General features: G+C 47.8%; 21 protein-coding genes. 17 read left to right on the forward strand and 4 right to left on the reverse strand.

What is annotated here, in order from left to right:
• Positions 1–8 precede the first annotated feature (8 nt).
• The 4 genes from L9G74_RS06590 (at position 9) to L9G74_RS06605 (ending at position 3044) form a co-directional block, all read left to right on the forward strand.
• The gene (locus L9G74_RS06590; protein ID WP_238895502.1) at positions 9–644 is read left to right on the forward strand and encodes a DMSO/selenate family reductase complex B subunit; all 636 of its coding nucleotides are present in this window, start codon (positions 9–11) and stop codon (positions 642–644) included.
• A 66-nt stretch (positions 645–710) separates the two neighbouring features.
• Entirely contained in the window at positions 711–1352 is a 642-nt protein-coding gene (locus L9G74_RS06595) for a TorD/DmsD family molecular chaperone (RefSeq protein ID WP_238895503.1), read from the forward strand.
• A 148-nt stretch (positions 1353–1500) separates the two neighbouring features.
• Positions 1501–2358, forward strand: coding sequence for a helix-turn-helix domain-containing protein (locus tag L9G74_RS06600; protein ID WP_238895504.1), 858 nt, complete (start codon positions 1501–1503; stop codon positions 2356–2358).
• 50 nt (positions 2359–2408) lie between these two features.
• A complete protein-coding gene (locus L9G74_RS06605) occupies positions 2409–3044 on the forward strand; it encodes a LysE family translocator (protein WP_238895505.1) in 636 nt (211 codons plus the stop codon).
• Between the two features lie 20 nt (positions 3045–3064).
• Here the strand turns inward: L9G74_RS06605 and L9G74_RS06610 are convergent, their stop codons facing one another.
• Both L9G74_RS06610 and L9G74_RS06615 read right to left on the reverse strand, forming a co-directional pair.
• Positions 3065–3493 carry a DoxX family protein gene (locus L9G74_RS06610; RefSeq protein WP_238895506.1) on the reverse strand — a complete coding sequence of 143 codons (429 nt, stop codon included), beginning with the start codon at positions 3491–3493 and terminating at the stop codon, positions 3065–3067.
• Between the two features lie 152 nt (positions 3494–3645).
• Positions 3646–4227: an NAD(P)H-dependent oxidoreductase gene (locus L9G74_RS06615; protein WP_238895507.1), complete on the reverse strand. Its 582-nt coding sequence runs from the start codon at positions 4225–4227 to the stop codon at positions 3646–3648.
• A gap of 465 nt (positions 4228–4692) precedes the next feature.
• Between L9G74_RS06615 and L9G74_RS06620 the strand changes: the two genes are divergently transcribed.
• The 9 genes from L9G74_RS06620 (at position 4693) to L9G74_RS06660 (ending at position 14467) form a co-directional block, all read left to right on the forward strand.
• Positions 4693–5577 carry a LysR family transcriptional regulator gene (locus L9G74_RS06620; protein ID WP_238895508.1) on the forward strand — a complete coding sequence of 295 codons (885 nt, stop codon included), beginning with the start codon at positions 4693–4695 and terminating at the stop codon, positions 5575–5577.
• A gap of 44 nt (positions 5578–5621) precedes the next feature.
• Complete coding sequence (locus L9G74_RS06625) at positions 5622–6020, forward strand: VOC family protein (protein ID WP_238895509.1); 399 nt, start codon at positions 5622–5624, stop codon at positions 6018–6020.
• Positions 6021–7021: 1001 nt separating this feature from the next.
• The gene (locus tag L9G74_RS06630; protein ID WP_238895510.1) at positions 7022–8521 is read left to right on the forward strand and encodes a glutamine synthetase family protein; all 1500 of its coding nucleotides are present in this window, start codon (positions 7022–7024) and stop codon (positions 8519–8521) included.
• Between the two features lie 26 nt (positions 8522–8547).
• Positions 8548–9849 (forward strand): aromatic ring-hydroxylating oxygenase subunit alpha, encoded by a 1302-nt coding sequence (locus L9G74_RS06635; RefSeq protein ID WP_238895511.1) that lies wholly within the window; start codon positions 8548–8550, stop codon positions 9847–9849.
• A complete protein-coding gene (locus tag L9G74_RS06640; protein ID WP_238895512.1) occupies positions 9846–10487 on the forward strand; it encodes an aromatic-ring-hydroxylating dioxygenase subunit beta in 642 nt (213 codons plus the stop codon). Before L9G74_RS06635 ends, L9G74_RS06640 begins: the two co-directional genes overlap by 4 nt.
• A gap of 10 nt (positions 10488–10497) precedes the next feature.
• Complete coding sequence (locus tag L9G74_RS06645; RefSeq protein WP_238895513.1) at positions 10498–11541, forward strand: PDR/VanB family oxidoreductase; 1044 nt, start codon at positions 10498–10500, stop codon at positions 11539–11541.
• A gap of 190 nt (positions 11542–11731) precedes the next feature.
• Positions 11732–12607 carry an alpha/beta hydrolase gene (locus L9G74_RS06650; protein WP_238895514.1) on the forward strand — a complete coding sequence of 292 codons (876 nt, stop codon included), beginning with the start codon at positions 11732–11734 and terminating at the stop codon, positions 12605–12607.
• Positions 12608–12668: 61 nt separating this feature from the next.
• Positions 12669–13589 carry an N-acyl homoserine lactonase family protein gene (locus L9G74_RS06655; RefSeq protein ID WP_238895515.1) on the forward strand — a complete coding sequence of 307 codons (921 nt, stop codon included), beginning with the start codon at positions 12669–12671 and terminating at the stop codon, positions 13587–13589.
• 173 nt (positions 13590–13762) lie between these two features.
• The gene (locus L9G74_RS06660; protein WP_238895516.1) at positions 13763–14467 is read left to right on the forward strand and encodes a glutamine amidotransferase-related protein; all 705 of its coding nucleotides are present in this window, start codon (positions 13763–13765) and stop codon (positions 14465–14467) included.
• 59 nt (positions 14468–14526) lie between these two features.
• Here L9G74_RS06660 and L9G74_RS06665 read toward each other — a convergent pair whose 3' ends face one another.
• Both L9G74_RS06665 and L9G74_RS06670 read right to left on the reverse strand, forming a co-directional pair.
• Positions 14527–15411 carry a MurR/RpiR family transcriptional regulator gene (locus L9G74_RS06665; RefSeq protein ID WP_238895517.1) on the reverse strand — a complete coding sequence of 295 codons (885 nt, stop codon included), beginning with the start codon at positions 15409–15411 and terminating at the stop codon, positions 14527–14529.
• A 192-nt stretch (positions 15412–15603) separates the two neighbouring features.
• Positions 15604–16578, reverse strand: coding sequence for an AraC family transcriptional regulator (locus tag L9G74_RS06670; protein WP_238895518.1), 975 nt, complete (start codon positions 16576–16578; stop codon positions 15604–15606).
• 163 nt (positions 16579–16741) lie between these two features.
• On the opposite strand from L9G74_RS06670, the gene L9G74_RS06675 reads away from it, so the two are divergent.
• From L9G74_RS06675 to L9G74_RS06690, 4 genes are all read left to right on the forward strand, one after another.
• Positions 16742–17767, forward strand: a complete 1026-nt coding sequence (locus tag L9G74_RS06675) for an SMP-30/gluconolactonase/LRE family protein (protein ID WP_238895519.1) — start codon at positions 16742–16744, stop codon at positions 17765–17767.
• A 1081-nt stretch (positions 17768–18848) separates the two neighbouring features.
• The gene (locus L9G74_RS06680) at positions 18849–19952 is read left to right on the forward strand and encodes a Fic family protein (protein ID WP_238895520.1); all 1104 of its coding nucleotides are present in this window, start codon (positions 18849–18851) and stop codon (positions 19950–19952) included.
• A 453-nt stretch (positions 19953–20405) separates the two neighbouring features.
• Complete coding sequence (locus L9G74_RS06685) at positions 20406–21245, forward strand: hypothetical protein (RefSeq protein ID WP_238895521.1); 840 nt, start codon at positions 20406–20408, stop codon at positions 21243–21245.
• A 16-nt stretch (positions 21246–21261) separates the two neighbouring features.
• Positions 21262–21627: a hypothetical protein gene (locus tag L9G74_RS06690; protein ID WP_238895522.1), complete on the forward strand. Its 366-nt coding sequence runs from the start codon at positions 21262–21264 to the stop codon at positions 21625–21627.
• Positions 21628–21794: the final 167 nt, after the last annotated feature.

The raw sequence follows: 21794 nt of genomic DNA on the forward strand, positions 1-21794 counted from the left end.
TATAGATAATGAACACTAAAATTCAGTACGGGTTCTATTTTGACGCAACCCGCTGTACTGGCTGTAAAACCTGCCAAGTGACCTGTAAAGACCGTAAAGATCTGCCTGTCGGTATCAACTGGCGCCGCGTATATGAATTTGCCGGTGGTCAATGGACGCAAAATGGCGACGGCACCGTGAACCAGAATGTGTATGCCTATTACAGTTCCATCGGCTGCAATCACTGCTCAGAACCGGCGTGTACCAAAGCCTGCCCGACCGGTGCCATGCATAAACGCCGCGAAGATGGCTTAGTCCATGTTGACGCCAAAGTGTGCATTGGCTGCGGCAGTTGTGCGCGCGCATGCCCATATGACGCACCGCAAATCGATAACGACAAGGGCGTAATGACCAAATGTGATGGTTGCTACGAACGCTTGGCCCAAGGGTTATTGCCGACCTGTGTTGAGGCGTGCCCACAACGTGCATTGGACTTTGCGCCCATCGAACAACTGCGAGCCAAATATCCTGACGCGATTGAACCTAATATCGCGCCGTTGCCATCAACCGAAATTACCCATCCGAATCTGATTATCAAAGCTAATCGCCATGCCAAACCCACCGGCGATAAAAGCGGCCAGATCCTGAACTGGGCGGAAGTGTAGTCCCTGCTATGGCCGACACAAGGTAAAAGTTGTGTCGGCCATATTTTAATCACTCAGGAGCAAAGTATGACAACCACGGCCACAGCACATCTCAGCGAGCTACGTGCCATCGCCAATATCTTGCACAATGTGTTTTTCAACGAGCCAACCGCGCCCAGCATCAGCCAACTAGCACACATCTTTGCTAACAATGCGTGGCCACCACTATCGGCCAGCACAGCACAAACCCAAGGACTTGAACTGTTACAGCAGTGGAGCGTGGCGCCAGATAGTCTACATCCATTAAAACTTGAGTTTGGCAGGTTGTTTATCGGCCCAAGAATGCCTGCAGCACCGCCTTGGGGCTCAGTGTATACCGATGAACAGCAACTGCTGAACGGCAGCAGCACCCAAGCCTTGATGCAGTTTTTCAAAACCGTAGGGATCAGTTTTTCACTGAGCTGTAATCAGCCGCTCGATCACGCCGGGTTGATCTTTGCAGCCATCGCGGTGTTATTGGACAACATGGCACAGAGTGACAACCCAGCGCTGTACCAACAGCAGTTGCATACCTTGCTGCAGCTGCACACTGCGCCGTGGATATTCACCTTCCTCGACACGGTCATCGACACCACTGACAGCGATTTTTACCGCGGATTTGCCTATCTTGCACAAGCCTATCTCCACACACTGCAACACCAGCTATTAAGCGATAGCGTGGGCAGCTAACCACAGACGGCCGCAGTGTTCACCCGCAACCACTGCGGCAACCGCAAGATACGCCGCACCATCCGCTCACTGATGGGTGCAGACAATTTTTGATGATTTAGGCGCAGTGCCCTAAGATAACCCACACGGTTAATTTGGGAGGAAATGCGTGGCTCAGCATTCAGCTAAACAACGTACTGCACGTGATGTACAGCAGCAATTTTGCGTGAGCGAGCGACTGCCATATCTGACCATTCGCACCACGCGCGATAGTACGCAAGCGTATAAGGCGCACAGCCATGCTGAGTTCTCGGTGGGGCTTATGCTGTCAGGCGCCACTCAGCTATCTTTGCCGCAGGGGGAGTTGCTGCTCGAACAGGGCGACATCATTCTCATTGCCCCGCAGATCGTGCACGCGTGTAATCCATTGGCTGATCGCAGTCGCAGCTATCACATGCTTTATATCGACAACGCTTGGTGTTGCGATGTGCTATCCGCCCACTACGAATACCCCGTCCGCCAATTTAGCTGCAACATAAATAAAGTCGCCGCCACGGCAGGTAGCAAGCGTTTCAATGCGTTGCTAGCGGCATTTATCCATCAAAATCATGACGCCGATGCGCTCGCCATCGCAGACTACTTGCGCTATCTGTTATGCCGTTACTGCACGCCCCAAACTATTAATGATGTAGCCAATCCGATAGTGCATGCCTTAACACAGCGCTTGCTGCAAAACATTAGCAGCGCACCACCACTGCAAGCGATGGCTCAAGAGTTCAAGCAGCCTCAAGCCACATTAATCCGTACCTTTAAAAAGCATTACGGCATTACGCCGAAAGCCTTCGTTAATAATCAACGTGTGGAACAAGCCAAGATGCTACTCAAAAGTGGCATGAGTATCGTAGATGTTGCGAGCGAGGTTGGATGTGCCGATCAAAGCCAACTCCATCGCATGTTTGTTAACTACACCGCCTCCACGCCGCGGCAATATCAACAAACATTGTCAATTTTCGACAATAAATCCTAAATGACAAAACCTATAGTACCGCTATCCATGTTGGCTATAGGTTATTGTTTATGTTGCTTTCAACCCTTTTACCTGCGGCGTTTCCAGCATTAGCTTTAGCGCACTTTGTCGCGTTGCTGAGCCCAGGCCAAGACTTCTTTCTCATCATCGCGCATGCCATTCGTCACAAATTGGCCGGCAGTCGATTTATCTGCCTTGGTGTGGCCCTAGGCAACGGCATCTATATTGCGTTGGTGATACTGGGTTGGGCCAATATTCGAGATAACCCGTTGATGTTTACACTCGTCGAAACAGCAGGTGCTATTTACCTGCTGTGGGTCGGCCAAAAACTCTTACGCAGCAAGCGAACCGACCCACTACGCAGCACCACTCACGCTGCGGCGCCATCAGCCATGCAGCAATTGCTGCTAGGGCTAAACTCGGCACTATTGAACCCCAAAAATGCCCTATTCTACATGAGCTTAATGACGGTGATTCTCGGCAATGACGTCACGCTACCACAGCAAATCGCTTGCGGTGTGTGGATGTTTTTAGCGGTATTACTCTGGGACTTATTGATTGCCGCACTCATTGCCCGTCCGCAAGTGCAACAACAACTCAGCGCCTATATACACCTTGTGGAACGCGTTGCTGGCGCCATCTTAATCACTTTTGGCATCAGCTTATTTACAGGGTATTTGTCGTAACATCTTGGGCGGTCAAGCGGCTACTGAGCGTGACTCTTACCACTGATTTTTTTGCGCAATTGGCTGGCAATACTCGCCGCCATCAGGCCGCCAATCACTGACATGTGCTCGAGCGCCACATATAAAGACGTCATGGCTTGCGCTTCAGGCAGAGACCAAAAGTGATGCACAATGACGATGGACAGCAACAGAAACGCGATCAAAATTGCGGCGCCCAGCCAAATGGCGCGGTCAAGCAACAACAATACCGATCCCGTTAATAGCGTCACAATGGTGAGCACGTTAAATAGCCAAGTGGGAGATAACCCGGCCTGCTGCATCTCATTCATGCCGCCTTGAAAATCAAGCAGCTTTGCTAAACCTGAAGATAGAAAAACCACCGACAATAACACTCGCGCCAGTAACCAAAACCAATAATTAGTTAATAATGAATCGATAAATCTTGTCATAGGTTTACTCTTCCATAATATAATTTCGGCACGCAGACCAGCGTGAGAGATAAAAATAGTGCCGTTACACCTTTATTGATTTCGTGTAACAGCACTAATAATGGCAATGGGTGACTAAAGCGATATTAATAACCCACAGGCGTGATATTCAACTATTTGATATATTCATCCATGTGTTGAATATAACGGGTAACATCTTGGTCAATTTGCGGGGCTTTCTGCACATCATTAGCAATAAATGTTGGCAGTGGTGCTAAGCCTAAAAATTGGTTGGCTTTGTGGAAGTGCAGATAAACACCTTCAACACCTACACCTTCAAAGAACTGTTCAGGGTCGTCAAACGCTTCCAGCGGCGCGTTCCAAGTCACTGACAGCATGTATTTTTTGCCTTGCAAAAGGCCACCGCTGCCATATTTTTTACTATCATCTGCACGTGTACGACCGTCGTTTGCATACAACACGCCGTGCCCTGCGGTGAACACTTCATCAAGATATTTTTTGACGGTCCATGGTTCGCCCATCCACCAGCCTGGCATTTGGAAGATGATCAAATCGCTATTAACGATTTTTTGAACTTCTTCTTCGGCATCATAACCTTCGTCAACCACAGTCATCGACACATTGTGTCCTTTAGATGCTAAATGGTCATAAGCAAGGTGGGCAAATTTGTTATTTAACTCGCCTTTAGAGATGAGAAAACTTTTGGCACCATTGATGATTAATATATTACTCATATAACTACTCTCATCTTATTTATTAAATAGATTTAATCGACACTTTATTGCTGCTGATATTAATAACATCAGTAGCAATAAAGCCATATAACGATACATGACGTGCGGGAAAGCTTTGGCAAAAAACGGCAATGTAGTAGATGAAGCTACATGTCACTCCCAACGGGGATTTGTTTGTACCTTCCTTAACCGATGCATGGCATCGACGTTATTCACCGGGTCATAGATGTCGTCATAAAACGTATCATGCAGCGACAAGATGGCATCATGCCTGTTTACGCTAACCAATACTTTATTGGCATAACGCACGGTTATCATATCGGCCAACAACAGCTTATGCGCTGAAGGTCTATACCTGTCGCTTCCAAGTGTGTCGGTCATTCTATTGGGGTTGACTAAAGAGATAAAGGCAGTATTTTTGAATAAATTGTTCCATAAAATGAAACGATGGATATTTTACAGTCAATGAGAACATTCACCGCAGTGGTTGAGGCTGGCAGCTTTGTTGGCGCCATGAACACTGTGGGCCTGTCAAAACCCGCGGTATCTCGCCATATTGCAGAGCTGGAGCAACATTTAGGTTCTCGGTTGATTCAACGTACCACCCGCCGCCTGTCACTGACCAGCGAAGGTTTGACCTATTATCAACGCTGCAAAGAGATCTTGGCCGCTGTCAGTGATGCCGAGGCTGAAGTCGGCGCTAGCACGGTAGAAGTGCAGGGAGAACTGCGCATCGGCGCGCCACAAACCTTTGGCACCCTACATCTTGCCGCCTTGTGGGGGCGCTTTGCGGCGCTGCATCCGCAGATAACGCTCGATGTGGTGTTATCCGACCGTATTGTTGACGTGGTAGAAGAAAGCTACGATCTCACCATTCGTATTGCACGACTGCCAGATTCAAGCCTTGTTAGCCGTCCGTTGACCCGCACGCGCATGGTGTTGTGTGCATCGCCCACGTATCTTGCTAAACGCGGCGCACCTAAAAGTCCGCTAGAACTCACCTGCCACGACATTGTGGCTTACAGCTACTGGTCTTCCGGCAACACTTGGAGCTTTAACGGCCCCGCCGGTGAGATCAGCGTGCATTTACGGCCAAGGATACAAACCAACAGCGGCGATACCTGCCGAGCCGCCGCACTTGACCATCAAGGCATTGTGCTGTTACCCGATTTTTTGATTTATCAAGATCTGCGGGCAGGCACATTAGTTGAGTTGATGCCCGAGTTTCGCGCCACAGAACTAGGCATTTTTGCCATCTATCCCACGAGGAAACAACTGCCGCTAAAAGTAAGACGGTTAGTCGATTTTCTGGTCGAGGCATTTGCCGCACCGCCATGGCAAACTCGATAGCCAGCTAGTTCCCAATTCCTTACACAGCATCAATGGAGCAACAGATGATACCGCAAACCACTACACTAAGAGTCGCACGCCCCACCGACAACTTGGCGCAGATCACTGAGATGTATATCAATGGATTAGGTTTTACACTGCTGGGTACTTTCGCTGATCATAACGGCTTTGATGGCGCCATCATCGGCCACGAGGCACATAACTACCATTTAGAGTTCACCCATCATATCGGCACTACCGTTGGCAAAGCGCCAACACAGGACAATCTGCTAGTGTTCTATCTCCCAGATCATAAGGTGTGGGCCGAATGCTGCCAACGCATGGAGCACGCCGGATTTATTGCGGTGCCCTCCTACAATATTTATTGGGATGAGGTCGGCAAAACCTTTGAAGATGTTGACGGCTATCGCGTCGTATTACAAAACCGCCAATGGACCTTATAGCGGCTACTTGGGGAAACGCTTCCTCGGCGAGAGGCGCCTTGTTCTCGGTTGGCCGAGAGTGATATCAACATGGCAAGCGATGGTTAATCGTTGACGTTATCGACGAAGCGCCCAATGCCGACAATATTTTTTGCCTTCATCAGCAGCGACGGAGGAATGAACAGTGCCGCCGTTAAGATGTATATGTTCAACCTGTCGTCACGCTTCAAATTAGTGCAGCTATATTGTTAAGTGAGCATAAGATTGCACTTATATAGAGCGCCCAATATTAGCTGCACCAAATAGGGTATTCAGCATAACAACCACCAGCATAGTCCCCGCCGTATTGACGACACTCACTGACATAGCGCTGCCCATAGTTCTACCACGACAGAATGAGTATCGCCACGATGCAGTTGCATGCAAAATGCCTCTACTATCGATGTTGCAAGGATTTCCATACTCCACCAAGTGGTCAATACAGCTCGCTACTTCCCGATGTTAAATGCCTAGATAGCAAACAGAGAATACCATTAATTGTTATCAAAAAGTTAATTTTATATCGTAAATAAATAATGACATCCGCTGCACTTCACCACAAAAAACCACTCAAAACGAACCACCACAGACATGGGTTGCACCAATATCTAGCACGACCAAACTCGCTCATCATCCTTTCCTTGCCGTTTGTTCCATACCGCCAAAAGCAGTCCTAGCCGGGCTAGTTTTCGGCCCAAGAAAAAACACAACCAACTGAAATAAAAACACAAAATAACAAAACATCTGATATGAGCAGCAGCAAAACCTAAGCGACCTAACATCATTTCCATAAGATACAAGCGCTTGTCTAGCACGCGGCACTGCCATTGCATAGCATGCAAGGGGAGAAAAAAATATGTTTATTAAATTTCACATTGACACAGATCATGGAAATTATTAAACATATAAAAAGTGAACATAAGTAAACGAATTGTAAAAACACAATAAAACACAATGCGAACAGACAGAGTGAGGTAATGGATATGAGCGATGCTCCAGTATTTTCGGGTTTCATCGAAGAGTTTGGCCTTTGGACAGATGAGCAGCGGGAAGCAGCGAAGAAAATAGCTGCGATGGCAGAAAGTGGCGAACTAAAAACATTTCGTGTATCGGTGCCAGATGCGCAATCTAAGCTTCGCTCTAAAACGCTACTTCCCGGCGCATTCAAGTCAGCCTTGAGAGACGGCGTAGAGTTCACTAGCGCCTATTTCAGCTTCGACTCAGCAGAAGGCATTGCTTTTAACCCTTTCAGCAAAGAAGGCGGATTGGGGCTCGACGTAATGCATGGTTTTTCCAACGCGATTCTGGTGCCAGACCCGCTCACCTTCCGCGTGCTTCCTTGGGCCCCCACCGTTGGATGGGTGCTGTGTGATATTTACTTGCGAGACGGTACCCCCGTGCCATTTGATGCTCGCTATCAACTAAAATCTGCCATTTCTCGCTTGAAAAACCTTGGATTTGAGCTAGTTACTGGTTTAGAAGTGGAGTTTTATATCACCCGAGTAACCGACCAAAATCTAGGGGAGCAACACATGGGTGGCCTAGGTGTGCCACCTGCCCCTCCGTCAGTTGAAGCCCTATGGCGTGGCTTCTCTTACATGTCAGAAGATCAACAAGATAAGATCAGCGAAATCACCGACATTTTAGCTGAAAACTGTCTCGCACTCGGGTTACCACTCCGCACCATGGAAGACGAAATGGGTCCCGGTCAGCTTGAGTTTACCTTTGACGTACAGGACCCACTTGAAGCCGCCGACTCAATGGTGCTGTTCCGTTCCATGGTGAAACAAGTGATGGCACGGATGGGCTTACATGCCACCTTCATGACCAAGCCGATCTTTTCCAGTTTTGTCGCATCGGGCTGGCATTTACATCAAAGTCTCTCCGCGCCAGGGGTGCGTAATGCCTTTGTCGCTGCACCCGACAGTGAGGAGGTCTTGTCTCCGACCGGTTTGTCCTACGTGGCAGGCTTATTGGAACACGCTGTCGAAGCATCAGTTTTCACTAACCCAACCGTCAATGGTTATCGTCGTCGCAAACCTAATTCATTAGCACCTGATCGCTCCACTTGGGGCTATGACAATCGCGCCGCCATGGTACGTGTGCAAGGCCGCCCAAGACATATGTCTGGTCATATTGAAAACCGTATTGGTGAGCCAACAGCCAACCCTTACCTCTATATTGCGTCGCAAATTTTGAGTGGTTGTGACGGGTTGGAACGCAAGCTTCATCCGGGACCAATGGAGTCAAACCCATACGAAGCAACCCATCGTCCAAAACTACCAACCAATCTCATGGAAGCCACAGAAGCATTAGATAAGAGTGAGTTCTTCCGCTCCGCCATGGGGGACAACTTCATTAACTGGCTAGTTGCCATGAAGAAATGTGAGATCAACCGTTTCCTCTCCGCCGAACCTTATTGGGAGCAAAACCCTGATGTCGTGACCCAATGGGAGCATCACGAATATTTCACTCGCTACTAATAACATAAAAGATAAGGAGATTTTTTGTGAGCATTCAGACTAGCAGTCCCCATTTTGAGCATCTGGTGGAAGAGGGACGCGTCCATCGCACCCTCTACACTGATAGCAGCATTTTTGATTTAGAAATGAGCCGTGTTTTTGGTGGTACTTGGACGTTTTTAGCCCACGCCAGTGAGTTGCCAAAACCCAATGATTTTGTGCGCAAACGTCTGGGTAAACGTCCCATCATTGTGACTCGAGATCGCAATGGTAATTTCCACGGTTTGCTAAATCGTTGTACCCATCGTGGCGCCACCATCTGCCGCCACGATGAAGGCAGCGCCCGTAGGTTCACTTGCCCCTACCACAATTGGTCATTTACCAATACCGGCGAGCTTGCGGCAGTTCCCATTGAAGAAGGCTACGGCCCATCTTTTGATAAAGCGCAACTCGGGCTAGGCAAATTACGGGTTGAAAGCTATCGCGGCTTTATTTTCGGCACCTTTAACACCGAGTTGCCAGACTTAAAAACGCACCTAGGCCCAGCCGCTGAACTATTGGACGAATGGCTCGACCGCTGGCCGGGGGCAGAACTGCAACTGCGCCGTGGTCAAACGAAGTTTAGCTGTGCAGGCAACTGGAAACTGATTTACGACAACGCAGCCGATGGCTATCACCCAGGATATTCTCACGCTTCGCTGCTGCGCATGCGCAAAGACCGCTACGGTGGCGGCGTTGATATGCAATGGGCACTTGGCAATGTGGACGAAGGTCTGCAAACCGTTGCCGACTGCGGCAATGGCGGTACCTTTATTGACCAACGCGCAGAGATTAAACGCTACTGGGATCAGTCTGCCCCAATGCCGGGCGAAAGCACCTATGAGCGGGTTATCAAGGAAAAGATGGGCGATAAAGCCGATGCGGCGCTTGATGTTGTCATGGGCTCAGGCATGAACCTCAATATTTTCCCCAACCTGCTGATCATCGGAAACCAGATCCAAGTACTTGAACCGCAGAGCGTGAACAAGACCCATATCAATTGGTATGCCACTGCGCTGGTGGCGGATGATCTGCCAGATGAAGTCAACTCACTGCGCATGCGCTTGCAAGAAGACTTTCCATCCTTTGGCGAGCCGGATGATTTAGCCAACTTTGAAGAGTGCCAAGTCGGCCTTGAAATTGAAGAAGTCGAGTGGGTTCAAACAGGCCGCCACTTAGACACAGGTAAAGAGTACATCGGCGCCAAAGGCATGCTCAGTGGCCCAGTTTCTGACGAGCTACCACTACGAGTGTTTTGGAAAGAATGGCTCAAACGCATAGCACAAGATAACAAAGGGGGCGCAAAATGAGCATGAATGCCAATCCAATGCAGGATGGTTTCACCCTTGAAGACATCCTCCGCGATACGCTGGAATCAACCTATATCAATGATGCTTATTATGCCAAGTTGCGTCACGACATGGGGGAATGGGAAGGCTGTGGCACCGTACTAACCGCCGAGGAACGTAGCGTCTATGAATCGTTAATCCTCCATGAAAACTGGCTACTTGATCGTCGTGCCTTCGAGAAATGGTATCAACTTTATAGCCGCGAATGCGTCTATTGGGTGCCCGCTGTTGGCGACTTACCCGATGCAGAACGCGCTGACCCACAACGTCAAGTCACTATCGCCTTCGATGACCGCCGTCGTCTTGGAGATCGCATCGTGTGGTTAAGAACCGGCGTCGCCTATTCGCAATTACCGCCTTCTTATACCTCGCACATCAGCACATCCTTTGTCCGTTTACCGTCAGAGAACGCCGAAGAGGTAAAAATTCGTTCACAGTTCCTCGTTCAGGAGATGCGTGCGGGCCACGAGATTCAAACATTCAGTGGCTGGATGGGGCATGTCTTTGTAAAAGAGAATGGCGTGATAAAAATTGCTCGCAAGGTGGTTTGTCTGCTTGATGCCCCACGTAACCATCACAACCTGACATTTTTGCTGTAAGAGATTAGCGATGAATACGACTATCACCAAAGACGCCACATCCGACATCGCTCCCGCCACTAAATTCAGTTTGCAACTGACGGTGACAGATAAGGCTGCGATTGCGGATGGTATCGTTAAATTACAACTCACAGGCGATGATCTGCCACCGTGGGAGCCGGGTGCGCACTTGGAGTTAGCGTTGCCCGATGGGTTAGTGCGTGCTTACTCTATTGTGGCAGGCACCACTGGGCGCAGTTATGAGCTTGCCATTTTGCTTGAACCGAACAGTCGTGGCGGTTCCCGCTATTTGCATGAACAGCTCAGCATTGGCGATGTTATCAACGCCACGCCACCTAAAAATGCCTTCGCTTTAGCACCGGCGACACGCTACGTGTTTATTGCAGGCGGCATCGGTATTACCCCAATTTTGCCAATGATTGCTCGCTTAAAAAACGAAGGAAAATCTTGGCAACTTTACTACCTTGGCCGCTCGCGGGCGCGCATGGCCTACCTCGCCGACATTCAAGCCTTAGCCGACGAAGCAGCCAGTAGCGTTAGCCTACATATCAAAGATGAAGGCTGCCGTCTTGAGCTTGCAACGCTAGTATCAGCGTTAGCTGATGACACCGCGGTTTATTCCTGTGGCCCCAACAGCCTAATGGATGCGTTGTCAGCAGAGATAACTCGAAGACCGGCACTACATCTATATATGGAACGTTTTGGCCGAGCAGAACTGCCTGCCGCAGCTCCAGTTGATGTCACTGATTGTGATGATGAAGCGACTCAAGCCACCTGTAACCCAGACGGTTCATTTGAACTTGAGCTGAGCAAATCTGGCGAGACGATCACCGTTGGCAAGGATGAAACGATTCTCGAATGTGTACGCAAAGTACGCCAAGGACTGTCTTTCTCTTGCTCTGATGGATACTGCGGCACCTGCGAAACCGCGGTGCTAGCCGGCACCCCCGAACACCGCGATAGCGTACTTTCAGAAGAGGAAAAACAAGAAAACCGAACCATGATGATCTGCGTTAGCCGCTCCAAAACGCGCAAACTGGTGTTGGATCTTTAACTCATCGTATTCCATACGATTAATACGAGGGTAATTATTACCAGCATTTAATCACATGGAATAATGAGACACAGGCTAATGTAAGCTATTACATATTAATTACTCAAATACCCAATATTACACTTTATAAATAGTGAGTAATTTATCTATTAACTTTTACTTTTGATATTTATTCAAAAGGAGTTATGTCATGCCACAAACACTTTATCGGGACTTCACATCGGCTGCCGAAATAGATAAGCAGTATGATGTAGAAGCCACCGTAGCGGACTTTGGTGAATACGTTGAGTTTTTTATTAAAAATAGTGAGTACGCAAGAAATAATTTAACGTGCACTTTGGATATTCGCTACGGGCCGACAACAGATGAAACACTGGATATTTTTTATCCGAAAAACGCATCTAGTGCCGAGCTGGCTCCAGCGGTATTTTTTATACACGGAGGGTACTGGAAGGCGACCACCAGTAAAGAATGGAGTTACGTTGCTCGAGCTTTGGCAGACTTAGGTATTGTCACTGCGGTAGAAAACTACTCCCTGTGCCCTAAAGTCCCCGTGTCTGAAATCGTCCGCCAACACCGCGCCGCCTATAGTTATTTCTGGCGCAATGCCGAATCGTTGGGCGTAGACAGAAATAAAATCATGATCGTTGGCCATTCGGTTGGTGGGCACGGCGTAGCACAGTTACTGTCATCGAACTGGCAACATGAATACGACATGCCAGCGACGCCATACGTTGCCGCCATTGCTGTTAGTGGTCTATTTGATGTCAGACCGATCCCGCACACAACCGCCAATCCCATTTTAAAAATTACGCCAGAAGAGGCAATTTCGCTCACACCAGTATTAACCCCCGACCACGGCAAAGTGCCATTGCTTGTTACCGTAGGCACAGAAGAAACCACCGAGTTTTTGCGTCAAACAAAAGATTTTGCTGACGCATGTAAACAAAGTGAATGGCAAGTGAGTTCTGCAATATTAGAGCGTAACCATTTCAATATTCTCGACGAATTTATTGAAGGTGAAGGCGTAATGATTAACTTTATAAAACATCATTTAGCACTTTAAATTTATTGACATGAAACCGCGGTTATTCCGTATAAAAAAGATAATTTAATAAGGACTAAAAATGACAGAGAATAAACAATTTAAAGTGAATACTGATTGGTCTATCTGGTCATTAGCCTACTGCCAAGTAGATATGGCCCAAGACTTCTTTGGCGGTGCAGGTATCTACAGTAATACGGGAACGTCTATGAGCCCGATGATTTATACCTTACTTGTTGGCGGTGAAGTCGGCGGCAAACAACATGTGGTATTAGTCGATTGTGGTTTCCAAAATAATCATTGGCTCACTCGTTATGCATTTTCTAGCTGGGAATCCCCTGAAGATGTGCTTGGCCGTATTGGCTTTACACCGGAAGATGTTGACACCATTTTAGTCACCCATATGCATTTTGATCATATGGGGAATTTTGAAGCGTTCCCCAATGCCAAGCTTTACATACAACTCGATGAATACACTGGTTGGAACAAAGCGGTTTGCGCTTCCCACCAGCATGAAACCGAAGAAGAAAAAGAGTGGGTGTTCACCTCATTTGACCCAAATGACCTGATCCGCGCGGCGCAAGGTGTTACTGATGGACGGATTAAATTCATCACCGGCGATGAAGAAGTGCTCCCCGGCATTACCGCCCGTCTAGCCAAAGACACCCACACCTTTGGCTCCCAATGGTTTGAAATCAACACACACAATGGTCCATTCATTGCGGCTGGCGACATTGTCTATTGGTATTCCAATATTGAAAAAATGTGGCCTCCTGGGTATCACCAAGGTAATGCATTCAATCAAATTGAGACCTATCGCACCATGCGCGGCGTGGTCAAAAATCAATTTGAACGGGTGATCCCCGGTCATGATAGCGAGATTTGGAATCGACATGTGACTTGGAAGGCCCCCAGTGGCAACCAGATAGCAGAGCTTAATCTGAGAGATGGTGACACCTCTAGGCGCCCGCATATTTCTAATGAGAAAAAAATCTATCTCTAAGGGCTGGTGGCCTTTGCTGGTTGTTTTTACAGCAGACAGAGCGGGATTTAGGCAAGGCAGGTGCTATGTCGTTATCTCTCCCAACAGCAGCTGGCGCCTAATGCCGAATATATTGCGCTCTGCCGCTTTTAAACCCTCACGATCAACGGCCTCCTCAGTAAAAGGTAAAGATTATGAAACTCACAATTATTGAAGTCGGCGCGGCGCCACAAGCCTTACGCAGCCGTTTTGGCAGCTTGCCAGATATGTTCAAACGCATGTTGTCTTCGCATAATCCAGCAATGGACTATGAAGTTGTTAGCCTGATTAACGGGCAGCCAGTTCCCAAGCTAGAGCACATTCAAGCTTTGTTTATCACTGGCTCATCCTATAGTGCCTATGACGATATTCCATGGCGCCCCGCATTAGAAGAATTGATCCGAGCCGCCTACGCACAGTGCACGCCGATGGTGGGCGTCTGCTTTGGGCATCAAATCATTGCTCAGGCTCTTGGTGGCACAGTGGAAAAAGTCGATCGCGGCTGGGGATTAGGTCGGCACATCTACCAAGTTGCCCCGAACAATTCCCTCATCGATGCACCAGAAGTCGCCATTGCTTGCTCCCACCAAGACCAAGTGGTCGCCGCACCAGCAGAGGCAGACGTGTTGTTATCTTCCGCATTTACGCCTTACGCCGGGCTTATCTACCACAACGGCAATACGCTAACGCTACAGCCACACCCTGAGTTTGAAGTCGAATACGCCTATGCGCTTTGTGAAATGCGCCAAGGTATCGCCACTGACCAAGTGGTGCAAGAAAGCAAAGCATCGCTTGAACAGCCCTTGGACGGAGAACTGGTCGGCCGGGTCATTACGCGTTTTCTCACTGAACGCGTTTAATGAGCCACCGCCACAGCGGTTCCTACATGCGGGAGCCGCTGTATCACACGCTGTCACGGTCAGACTCCGCGTACGGGCGGGTCAAATTTTAGAATTTGCCGATCTTCATCATCTTGACGTTGGACGAACTCCGCCAAACGGTCACGAGCAGGTTTACCCAAGGCGCGCGCGGTTTCAGAGATCAGTAACTCCGTCACGGCAAAGGCTGATGTCATTGAGTCAAAAGGCTCCAATCCTTTATTGCTTGCAGTAAGCAGCACATTGGCTTTTGCCGCAAAAGGAGAAAGGTACTGATCGGTGACTAAAATGATTTTGGCCCCTTTATTCAGCGCGTCCATGCCCCAGTTAATGGTGGTTTGCTGGTAACGGCGAAAATCAAACACCACCGCAACCGTTGCCGGCCCGATATCCACCAAACTATGAATTTCGGGCGTACAAACGCGAACTTGTGGCCGTAAAATGGAAAGATAACGATAGAGTTGCTGCGCCAAGACTTGGCTAAAATGCCCACCGACCATCACAATGTCATGCTGTAAACTGCAGAGTAATTCAACCGCTTTAGTAATTTCGCTATCGCTGAGTGATGCAAAGGTATTGCGGATACTTTCTAGATAAACAAATTGGGCCTGACCTGACGGCGAGCTTTCATCCTGCCCAGAGCGATTATTTGGATAACTGCCAACCGGTGAAAACAAGCGGTTTTGCGCTTCATTACGCAGCATATCTTGAAACTCGGCATATCCATCGAAACCCAATTTCTTAACGAAACGCACCACCGTTGGTGGACTGGTGCCCGCGTTAGCCGCCAACTGCACCACAGGGACTAAGCCTCCCATCGGGTAATTTTCAGAAATAGCATTGGCGACAGCAAGTTCAGCAGGTGACAAGCGATCTCGCAGCGATCGAATACGCTCTGAAACAGTTCCATTTTCTTCTATTTTCATGGTCATCTGACGATGTCTCGCAGTTATGTCACTTTAACTGTATTGCCTTCAAAGCGGGGAACTCTCTGCACGACAATAGCAATACACGCAAGGCAAGAGTATATCGCATTAACCGATATTTAAAGTAATGATAACCTTACAATCTTACCTCCTGCATGCCATGCGCGTTAGCCCATACTCTCTAGGGGCTGTTTAGGTAAAACTGCCCGTAGCGATTGAGGTAAGTTGAGTCAACAAAGCGCTTGATGGCTCTTGCCGATAAGCCCGTCGATGCTCAGAGGGCGATATACCATAAACCCGTTTAAACACGGTGCTAAAAGTGCTTTCCGACGCATATCCCAAACTATAGGCAAGATGTTTAATCGGCTCGTTGCTGAGTCTCAATGCGCGACTGGCTAAGCGCATCTTCCACTGGGTGAGATACTGTATGGCGGAGGTGCCGGTTGATTGGAGAAACAAGCGAGCAAATCCGGTGCGCGACATGCCCGCAATGCTTGCCAGCTCAGTGAGTTGCCAGTTACGGCTGGGGTCGGTGTGGATCGCCCCTAACGCTTTGAGCACACGGCTATCTTGCAACGCAGCGAGCCAGCCACTCAAGCCCGCCTCTTCCGAGGTCAACCAACTGCGGATGCCTTCAATCATAATCAGTTGCATTAAATGATTACCTGCTAGCACCGAGCCGGGACGTGGCTGTTGGATCTCTTTGTGAAGGCTCGCCATCAGCCAATTCAGCGTTGACGATACATCCGAGCCATGCGCGATAAATATCACCTCAGGCAATAGGTCCAATAGCCACGCCGATGCCAGTTGGTCCACTTCCATCTTGCCCGAAAGGATCACGCTGTCGTCACCACCAAGATCGGCAAAACCCTCCTTGATGACATAATCGACCTCGGCCAGCGGCACCGCCGCCATGCTCGGGTCCGTCGCCAGCACAAACGGCGCAAAGCGCGTCAATATGATGCCATCTCCCGGCATTAACTGCTGCCAACGCTGCTCCGCTTCGAGCCGAAACCATAACTGCCCTTTTCTAAGTGCCAGAAACTTCATGCCAACAAAGCCATCATAACGAATGGCCCAGTCTGCCCCGGCACGTTGGCCAATCGTCACATAACTATGCGCCGCGAGGAGATGCAACACGTCAGATAAAGGGTCGATGGTACTCACACACAAGCTCCTGCTACTTTTAACGATTAAAAGAGTACTTTCTTTGCGTTAAAGTAACAACATTCGCTATTGGAGCGTAAAAAGTTAGCGCGGCCGTGGTAGCCACAAGAGGTTGCTGGCGGCCCCATCCCATCTGTTTGGCATCAAAACACTAGGTTGTCTTATGAAACGCACACTCATGGCAGGCTGCATCGCCTTGTCTTTACTGCCAGCGCTTGCCAGCGCAGCAGACACACAGCTCAACTACCCCGCCGGTCACGCCGACGCCAACATCATTCCGTATCCCGATAACCAACTGCAAACCGTACAGGCCGAGCTATGGCAGCCGATCACCGACGACGCCACGCTATTGGAAGGCCCCGCTTTTGACGGCCAAGGCAATCTCTATCTCACCGATCTGTATCACGGGCAGATTGTGAAAGTGGACAACCAGAAAAACAACACCATAGTGTTCCACAGCAAAGAGTACGCCCCATGCTCAATCGCCATAAGAAAAGATGGCAAACTGGTGGTAGCCGCCGTAGCGTTTGATGGCAGCAAAGGTAAGATTTTTGTCATGAATCCTGATGGCAGCGACATACAAACCATTGTTGCCACAGACAAAGGCTTTCGCCCAAACGACATGGTGTTTGATCAACATGGCGGCATCTATTTTACCGACGCCAGTGGCGATAGCGGCAACCCTGTAGGTGGCGTGTACTATGTCTCGCCCGACGCGAGCAGCGTTACACCGATCCTGAAAAACCTGAGCGGCGGCAATGGCATCGCGCTGTCACCTGATGGCAAAACCTTGTGGGTGGTGGAGTTCTCGGCGGGCGTGTTACATCGTCTGCTGATGCAAGATGCCACGCACATTCGCGCTTTTGGTGAAAACGTTGCCTACCGTTTCAATGGGTTAGTGGCTGACTCCATGAAAGCCGATAGCGATGGCAACTTGTACATTGCCTTGCATGGACAAGGCCGCGTCATCGTACTGAACAAGAATGCCACGCCGATAGGACAGATCACCCTTGCCGGGCGAGAACAAGGCCATAACTTGCGCTCAACCAACTTGGCAATCAAACCGGGTACGCGAGAACTGTATATCACCTCTAGCAATGATGAAGCGTTAAAAACCGGCGGCGCGGTCTTTAAAGCCTACGGATTTGCCCCTGCCATCAAGCAATACTGGCAGCAAAAATCGCAGTAAGAGCGATGCGATTGTTCGGATGAATAAATGGCAGCGAGCACACAAGCACGCTGCCATTTTTTATTGAATATGTGCCAATTCCCTGTTTCGGCATCGTTCGCTGAAAGCTCTCAAGTCGTGATTGATGACCAAACTGTTGTAATGCTTATGCGTATGACATGGCATTAACTTCATTGTCAGAGAATCGCACGCTTACTGTTCTCCATACATCTCGAACATAGTTTGTGATCAAACAAACTGAATACACATGCTAAATCCTTCAATCTAACCAAGCCTTCAGTGTTGATTGGCTCAATCAACAGGCATTGAACATTTGTTTGGATAATCAGTGAAGAGGGATTTTATTATGGCTAAAGGAAGTGGTGGTTCTAAAGGCAGTAGTTCAGGCAATGGCGGTCGCGGACCATCAAGCCATTCCGGCCCTGGGGGAAATTGGCCCAGTACATCAGGAAAACCTTCTGGTGGCGGCCGAGGCAATGCACCATCTAAAGGTAAATAGGATATGACAGACTCATCATGTTTCTGACGGACTGAGTCTCTGTATCTTGAAAATCGGCACGGTCTGCGGGACCGTGCTACAAAATAAGTTATCGGAAGCAATAAACATCTCGGTGATCACGAGTCATTAGCGCAAATTTTACTAATGGGGTCACAATCAAATCTGAGCCTAAAGATGACCTCGAGTGAAATAAAAGGTCATCATGATAAAGCTTATCCAGCCCTACCGAACCGGTGTGAAAAAGCCTTTTAAGCGAGAGGAAACTTGGCTATCAAGACCCGATTAGCACTTCAACACTTGATGGGATATCCGCGCTGTTCAGCTCTGACTCGGTCATCTAAAAGTCGACAATACAATCAGTTAGTTATGCGTAGAATTGGCAGCCCCCTGCAACTTTCGAAGTGCGCTAAATGTTAGTGCAATCAGCCTTAAATGGCTTGAATCACTGCAAGTCATCTGTTTTCTTTTCAGGTTTACGCACACCTTAATCAGCTTTGATGCTATCAAATATGATTTGAAAACAAACCATATTCTAATCATAATTTGATTCGAATAACGGTTTTTTCTCATCATGGAATGACTATGTGGATCTGGCAACAAACTGATTGGCCTAATTTTTTTTGGAAAAAGGACGTAGTTGAGCCATTACTTAGACGTGTTCGTCTTAATCAAGGCGTTCTGCTCGGCAAAACAGGCCTCCAACTGCAAGATAACTCAGAAACAATGTTAGACACATTGTTAGCAAATATCGTGCATTCAAGTGCTATTGAAGGCGAGCAGCTTAGTGCTTTTTCCGTGCGGTCATCATTAGCCAATCGCTTAGGGATCAGCGAGTCAGCCCCATTTCCGACAACTAAGCAAACGGATGGGCTAGCCGAGATCATGCTTGATGCCATCGAAAACCGAGACTCCCCTTTGACGTTGGCACGGGTGCTTCATTGGCATAAACAGCTATTTCCCGACGGACACACCTTGTTTACTCCAGTGATAAGCGGGCAATTACGTGGTGATGCGCCGATGCAGGTTGTATCAGGGCGGATTGACAAGCCTTTGGTGCATTTCGAAGCACCGGGACGGGATGTGTTGGATAAGGAATTGTCACAGTTCTTTACGTGGTTTAATTCCTCTCAACAAGACGTCATGCTTGACCCCTTATTACGAGCGGCCATTGCCCACCTATGGTTTATTACGCTGCATCCTCTTGATGATGGCAATGGCAGAATAACCCGCTTATTAACCGATTTAGCCTTATCCCAAGCCGAAAAGCAGTCCGTACGGTGCTATGCGATGTCTGTGAGCATACTTGCAAAACGTCATAGCTATTATGAAATATTAGAACAAACACAGCGATGCGATATGGATATCACTCCGTGGATTGTGTGGTTCTTAAATACGTTAGAAGCAGCCTTTACAGACGCACTTAAGCAAATTGATTCCACTTTGTACAAGGCCAGCTATTGGTTGCGAGTAGATCAAAGTAAACTGCTACCGGAGCAAGTAAAAGTATTAAACCGCATGTTAGATGGGGATTTTGAAGAAGGGATCAATACCAGCCAATATCACAAGGTAGCCAAAGTCAGTAAGCCTACCGCAACGCGCCATTTAGCTTCACTTGTTGAACTAAAATGTTTAATAAAATCTGATTCTGGCGGACGCAGTACAAGATATTTTCTTCCGCATAAATAAATTCTATCGCTCTTTTATTAGACAGGATGAAGTGATGAGAGTAAGTATAGTGATGCCCCATAACTCGTTGTCTTTGGCGCAGTCAAACGCCGACTTTCTTGCCTACAAATCTTCATCCATTTCACTCAAATGTTGTCCTTCTTTGAAATACCTAAAATCTGTACGGGTATACAGTCATATTGAAATCATGGCAATTTTATCCCAACTTCGTGCGCATTTTCACATTCCAACATGAATAAATATGATTAAAATCAGTCAATTATAAAATCTGTGGGTTAGATAATAGGTTTGGAAAACGCGCATGCGCGTTTTTCCAGATGGTGAATTTAGTAAAATACTGATAAGTTCATTACATACAAATAGTTAACAGTGCGCGTTTTTACTGGTCCAACAAGATAAATGCGCATGCGCACTAATAAAATGTTAGTTTGCAATCAAAATATGGAGTTTTAGTTGAACGCTAAAGAGACACTAAAAAAACTACACGAAAACGAGCAAAGTCTATTTATTGTTCATTATTCATGCCAGAACCTAAACGACAACAATGAGAATTATTCTCCGCGAATAACCTCTATTGCAGTACTCCATGTTGGTAGCTCTACCATGCACAGTTTTTCGATTCATTTGATTGCTGAGGTGAAGAGGATTCCGCGTGAAGATATTCACGAGCACTATGATGACTTGGAAAAAGAGATGCTAGCACAGTTTTTCTCTTTTCTATCAGAAAATGATGGAGCGTTCTGGCTGCATTGGAATATGTCTAATATCAACTATGGATTTGAAGCACTAATCCATCGCTATAAAGTTCTTTCTGGTGAGGAGGGAAAAAGAATTCCTGACTCTAAGAAATTTAACTTGTCGTCACTGATATTAGCTGTTTACGGGAAAAACTGTGTAGAACACCCTAGAATGGCCAGCTTCATGAAGCTAAACGATGGTGAGCATCGTGATGGCTTAACGGGAAAGGAAGAGGTCGACGCTTTTGCAGCAAAAGAATATGTAAAGCTTCACAAGTCAACTATGTGTAAAGCCTACTGGTTTCAGCATATGTACTACCTTCTTCAGCGAAACAAGGTTGTTGTTCACAACAAGAGCTGGGGCAATAGAGTTAATACGTTTCTTGAACGCCCCACTGTAAAGGCTCTTGGTTTTGTTGCTGTATTGTTTTCACTCTTTCAGGCAGCACAATATGGTTACTCCTCATTAGAACTTGAGGAAAAAGACAGCACTTCGGTGCAAGAGCAAATTAACAAGTCAAGTAACTCGGACGGCGAACACGCCGCCGGTTCTTGAGGCGTTAGCAACCATCATGAATAAAGAAATCAACAGTGGGCTAATCCATGCCTATCACAAAAGAACACATACTCCTTTGCGTAAAGCGAAGGAAATTCTCAATGGCATGGATATGGTGCTATTTGATCGTGTTTTGAGAGCAATGGATGAACAGCCTGATCCTCGTGAACCATTCTATGATCCAATAGAAGATGACTCTGAAACGAAAACAATCATCGCTCAGGCCAAAGACGATGCAAGATCTAAAGTAAAAGATAAGCATGGGCTTGGTAGGGGTAGCTGCCATCTAATCTGGAGAGAGGCAGCGGAGATCCTCAAAGAAAAACACAATATTACGTGGTTCTCTCCTGCAAAGATGAACCCATTGGTTAGTTATGACTAAGCTGCAAATTGCTAACAAGTCAAAGCACGCGGACATTGTAAAGCTGTCACCTTTTTTGTTCCAAAAAAGACGCCAACTTCACAATGCCGGTATTTGAGGCGTTAACCTATAGAAATTTTTATCCGAGACTGACGAGTTAGGGTTAATGCTTTAACTCGGAAATGTCC

The organism is Shewanella electrica (genome assembly GCF_022321485.1).
GTDB classification, from domain to species: domain Bacteria; phylum Pseudomonadota; class Gammaproteobacteria; order Enterobacterales; family Shewanellaceae; genus Shewanella; species Shewanella electrica.

What these genes read in the sequence shown, in the direction of transcription:
- L9G74_RS06590 (WP_238895502.1), top strand. Translation starts at nt 9, where the DNA reads ATGAACACTAAAATTCAGTACGGGTTCTATTTTGACGCAACCCGCTGT.
- L9G74_RS06595 (WP_238895503.1), top strand. Translation starts at nt 711, where the DNA reads ATGACAACCACGGCCACAGCACATCTCAGCGAGCTACGTGCCATCGCC.
- L9G74_RS06605 (WP_238895505.1), top strand. Translation starts at nt 2,409, where the DNA reads ATGTTGCTTTCAACCCTTTTACCTGCGGCGTTTCCAGCATTAGCTTTA.
- L9G74_RS06610 (WP_238895506.1), bottom strand. Translation starts at nt 3,493, where the DNA reads ATGACAAGATTTATCGATTCATTATTAACTAATTATTGGTTTTGGTTA.
- L9G74_RS06615 (WP_238895507.1), bottom strand. Translation starts at nt 4,227, where the DNA reads ATGAGTAATATATTAATCATCAATGGTGCCAAAAGTTTTCTCATCTCT.
- L9G74_RS06620 (WP_238895508.1), top strand. Translation starts at nt 4,693, where the DNA reads ATGAGAACATTCACCGCAGTGGTTGAGGCTGGCAGCTTTGTTGGCGCC.
- L9G74_RS06625 (WP_238895509.1), top strand. Translation starts at nt 5,622, where the DNA reads ATGATACCGCAAACCACTACACTAAGAGTCGCACGCCCCACCGACAAC.
- L9G74_RS06630 (WP_238895510.1), top strand. Translation starts at nt 7,022, where the DNA reads ATGAGCGATGCTCCAGTATTTTCGGGTTTCATCGAAGAGTTTGGCCTT.
- L9G74_RS06640 (WP_238895512.1), top strand. Translation starts at nt 9,846, where the DNA reads ATGAGCATGAATGCCAATCCAATGCAGGATGGTTTCACCCTTGAAGAC.
- L9G74_RS06645 (WP_238895513.1), top strand. Translation starts at nt 10,498, where the DNA reads ATGAATACGACTATCACCAAAGACGCCACATCCGACATCGCTCCCGCC.
- L9G74_RS06650 (WP_238895514.1), top strand. Translation starts at nt 11,732, where the DNA reads ATGCCACAAACACTTTATCGGGACTTCACATCGGCTGCCGAAATAGAT.
- L9G74_RS06655 (WP_238895515.1), top strand. Translation starts at nt 12,669, where the DNA reads ATGACAGAGAATAAACAATTTAAAGTGAATACTGATTGGTCTATCTGG.
- L9G74_RS06660 (WP_238895516.1), top strand. Translation starts at nt 13,763, where the DNA reads ATGAAACTCACAATTATTGAAGTCGGCGCGGCGCCACAAGCCTTACGC.
- L9G74_RS06665 (WP_238895517.1), bottom strand. Translation starts at nt 15,411, where the DNA reads ATGAAAATAGAAGAAAATGGAACTGTTTCAGAGCGTATTCGATCGCTG.
- L9G74_RS06675 (WP_238895519.1), top strand. Translation starts at nt 16,742, where the DNA reads ATGAAACGCACACTCATGGCAGGCTGCATCGCCTTGTCTTTACTGCCA.
- L9G74_RS06680 (WP_238895520.1), top strand. Translation starts at nt 18,849, where the DNA reads ATGTGGATCTGGCAACAAACTGATTGGCCTAATTTTTTTTGGAAAAAG.
- L9G74_RS06690 (WP_238895522.1), top strand. Translation starts at nt 21,262, where the DNA reads ATGAATAAAGAAATCAACAGTGGGCTAATCCATGCCTATCACAAAAGA.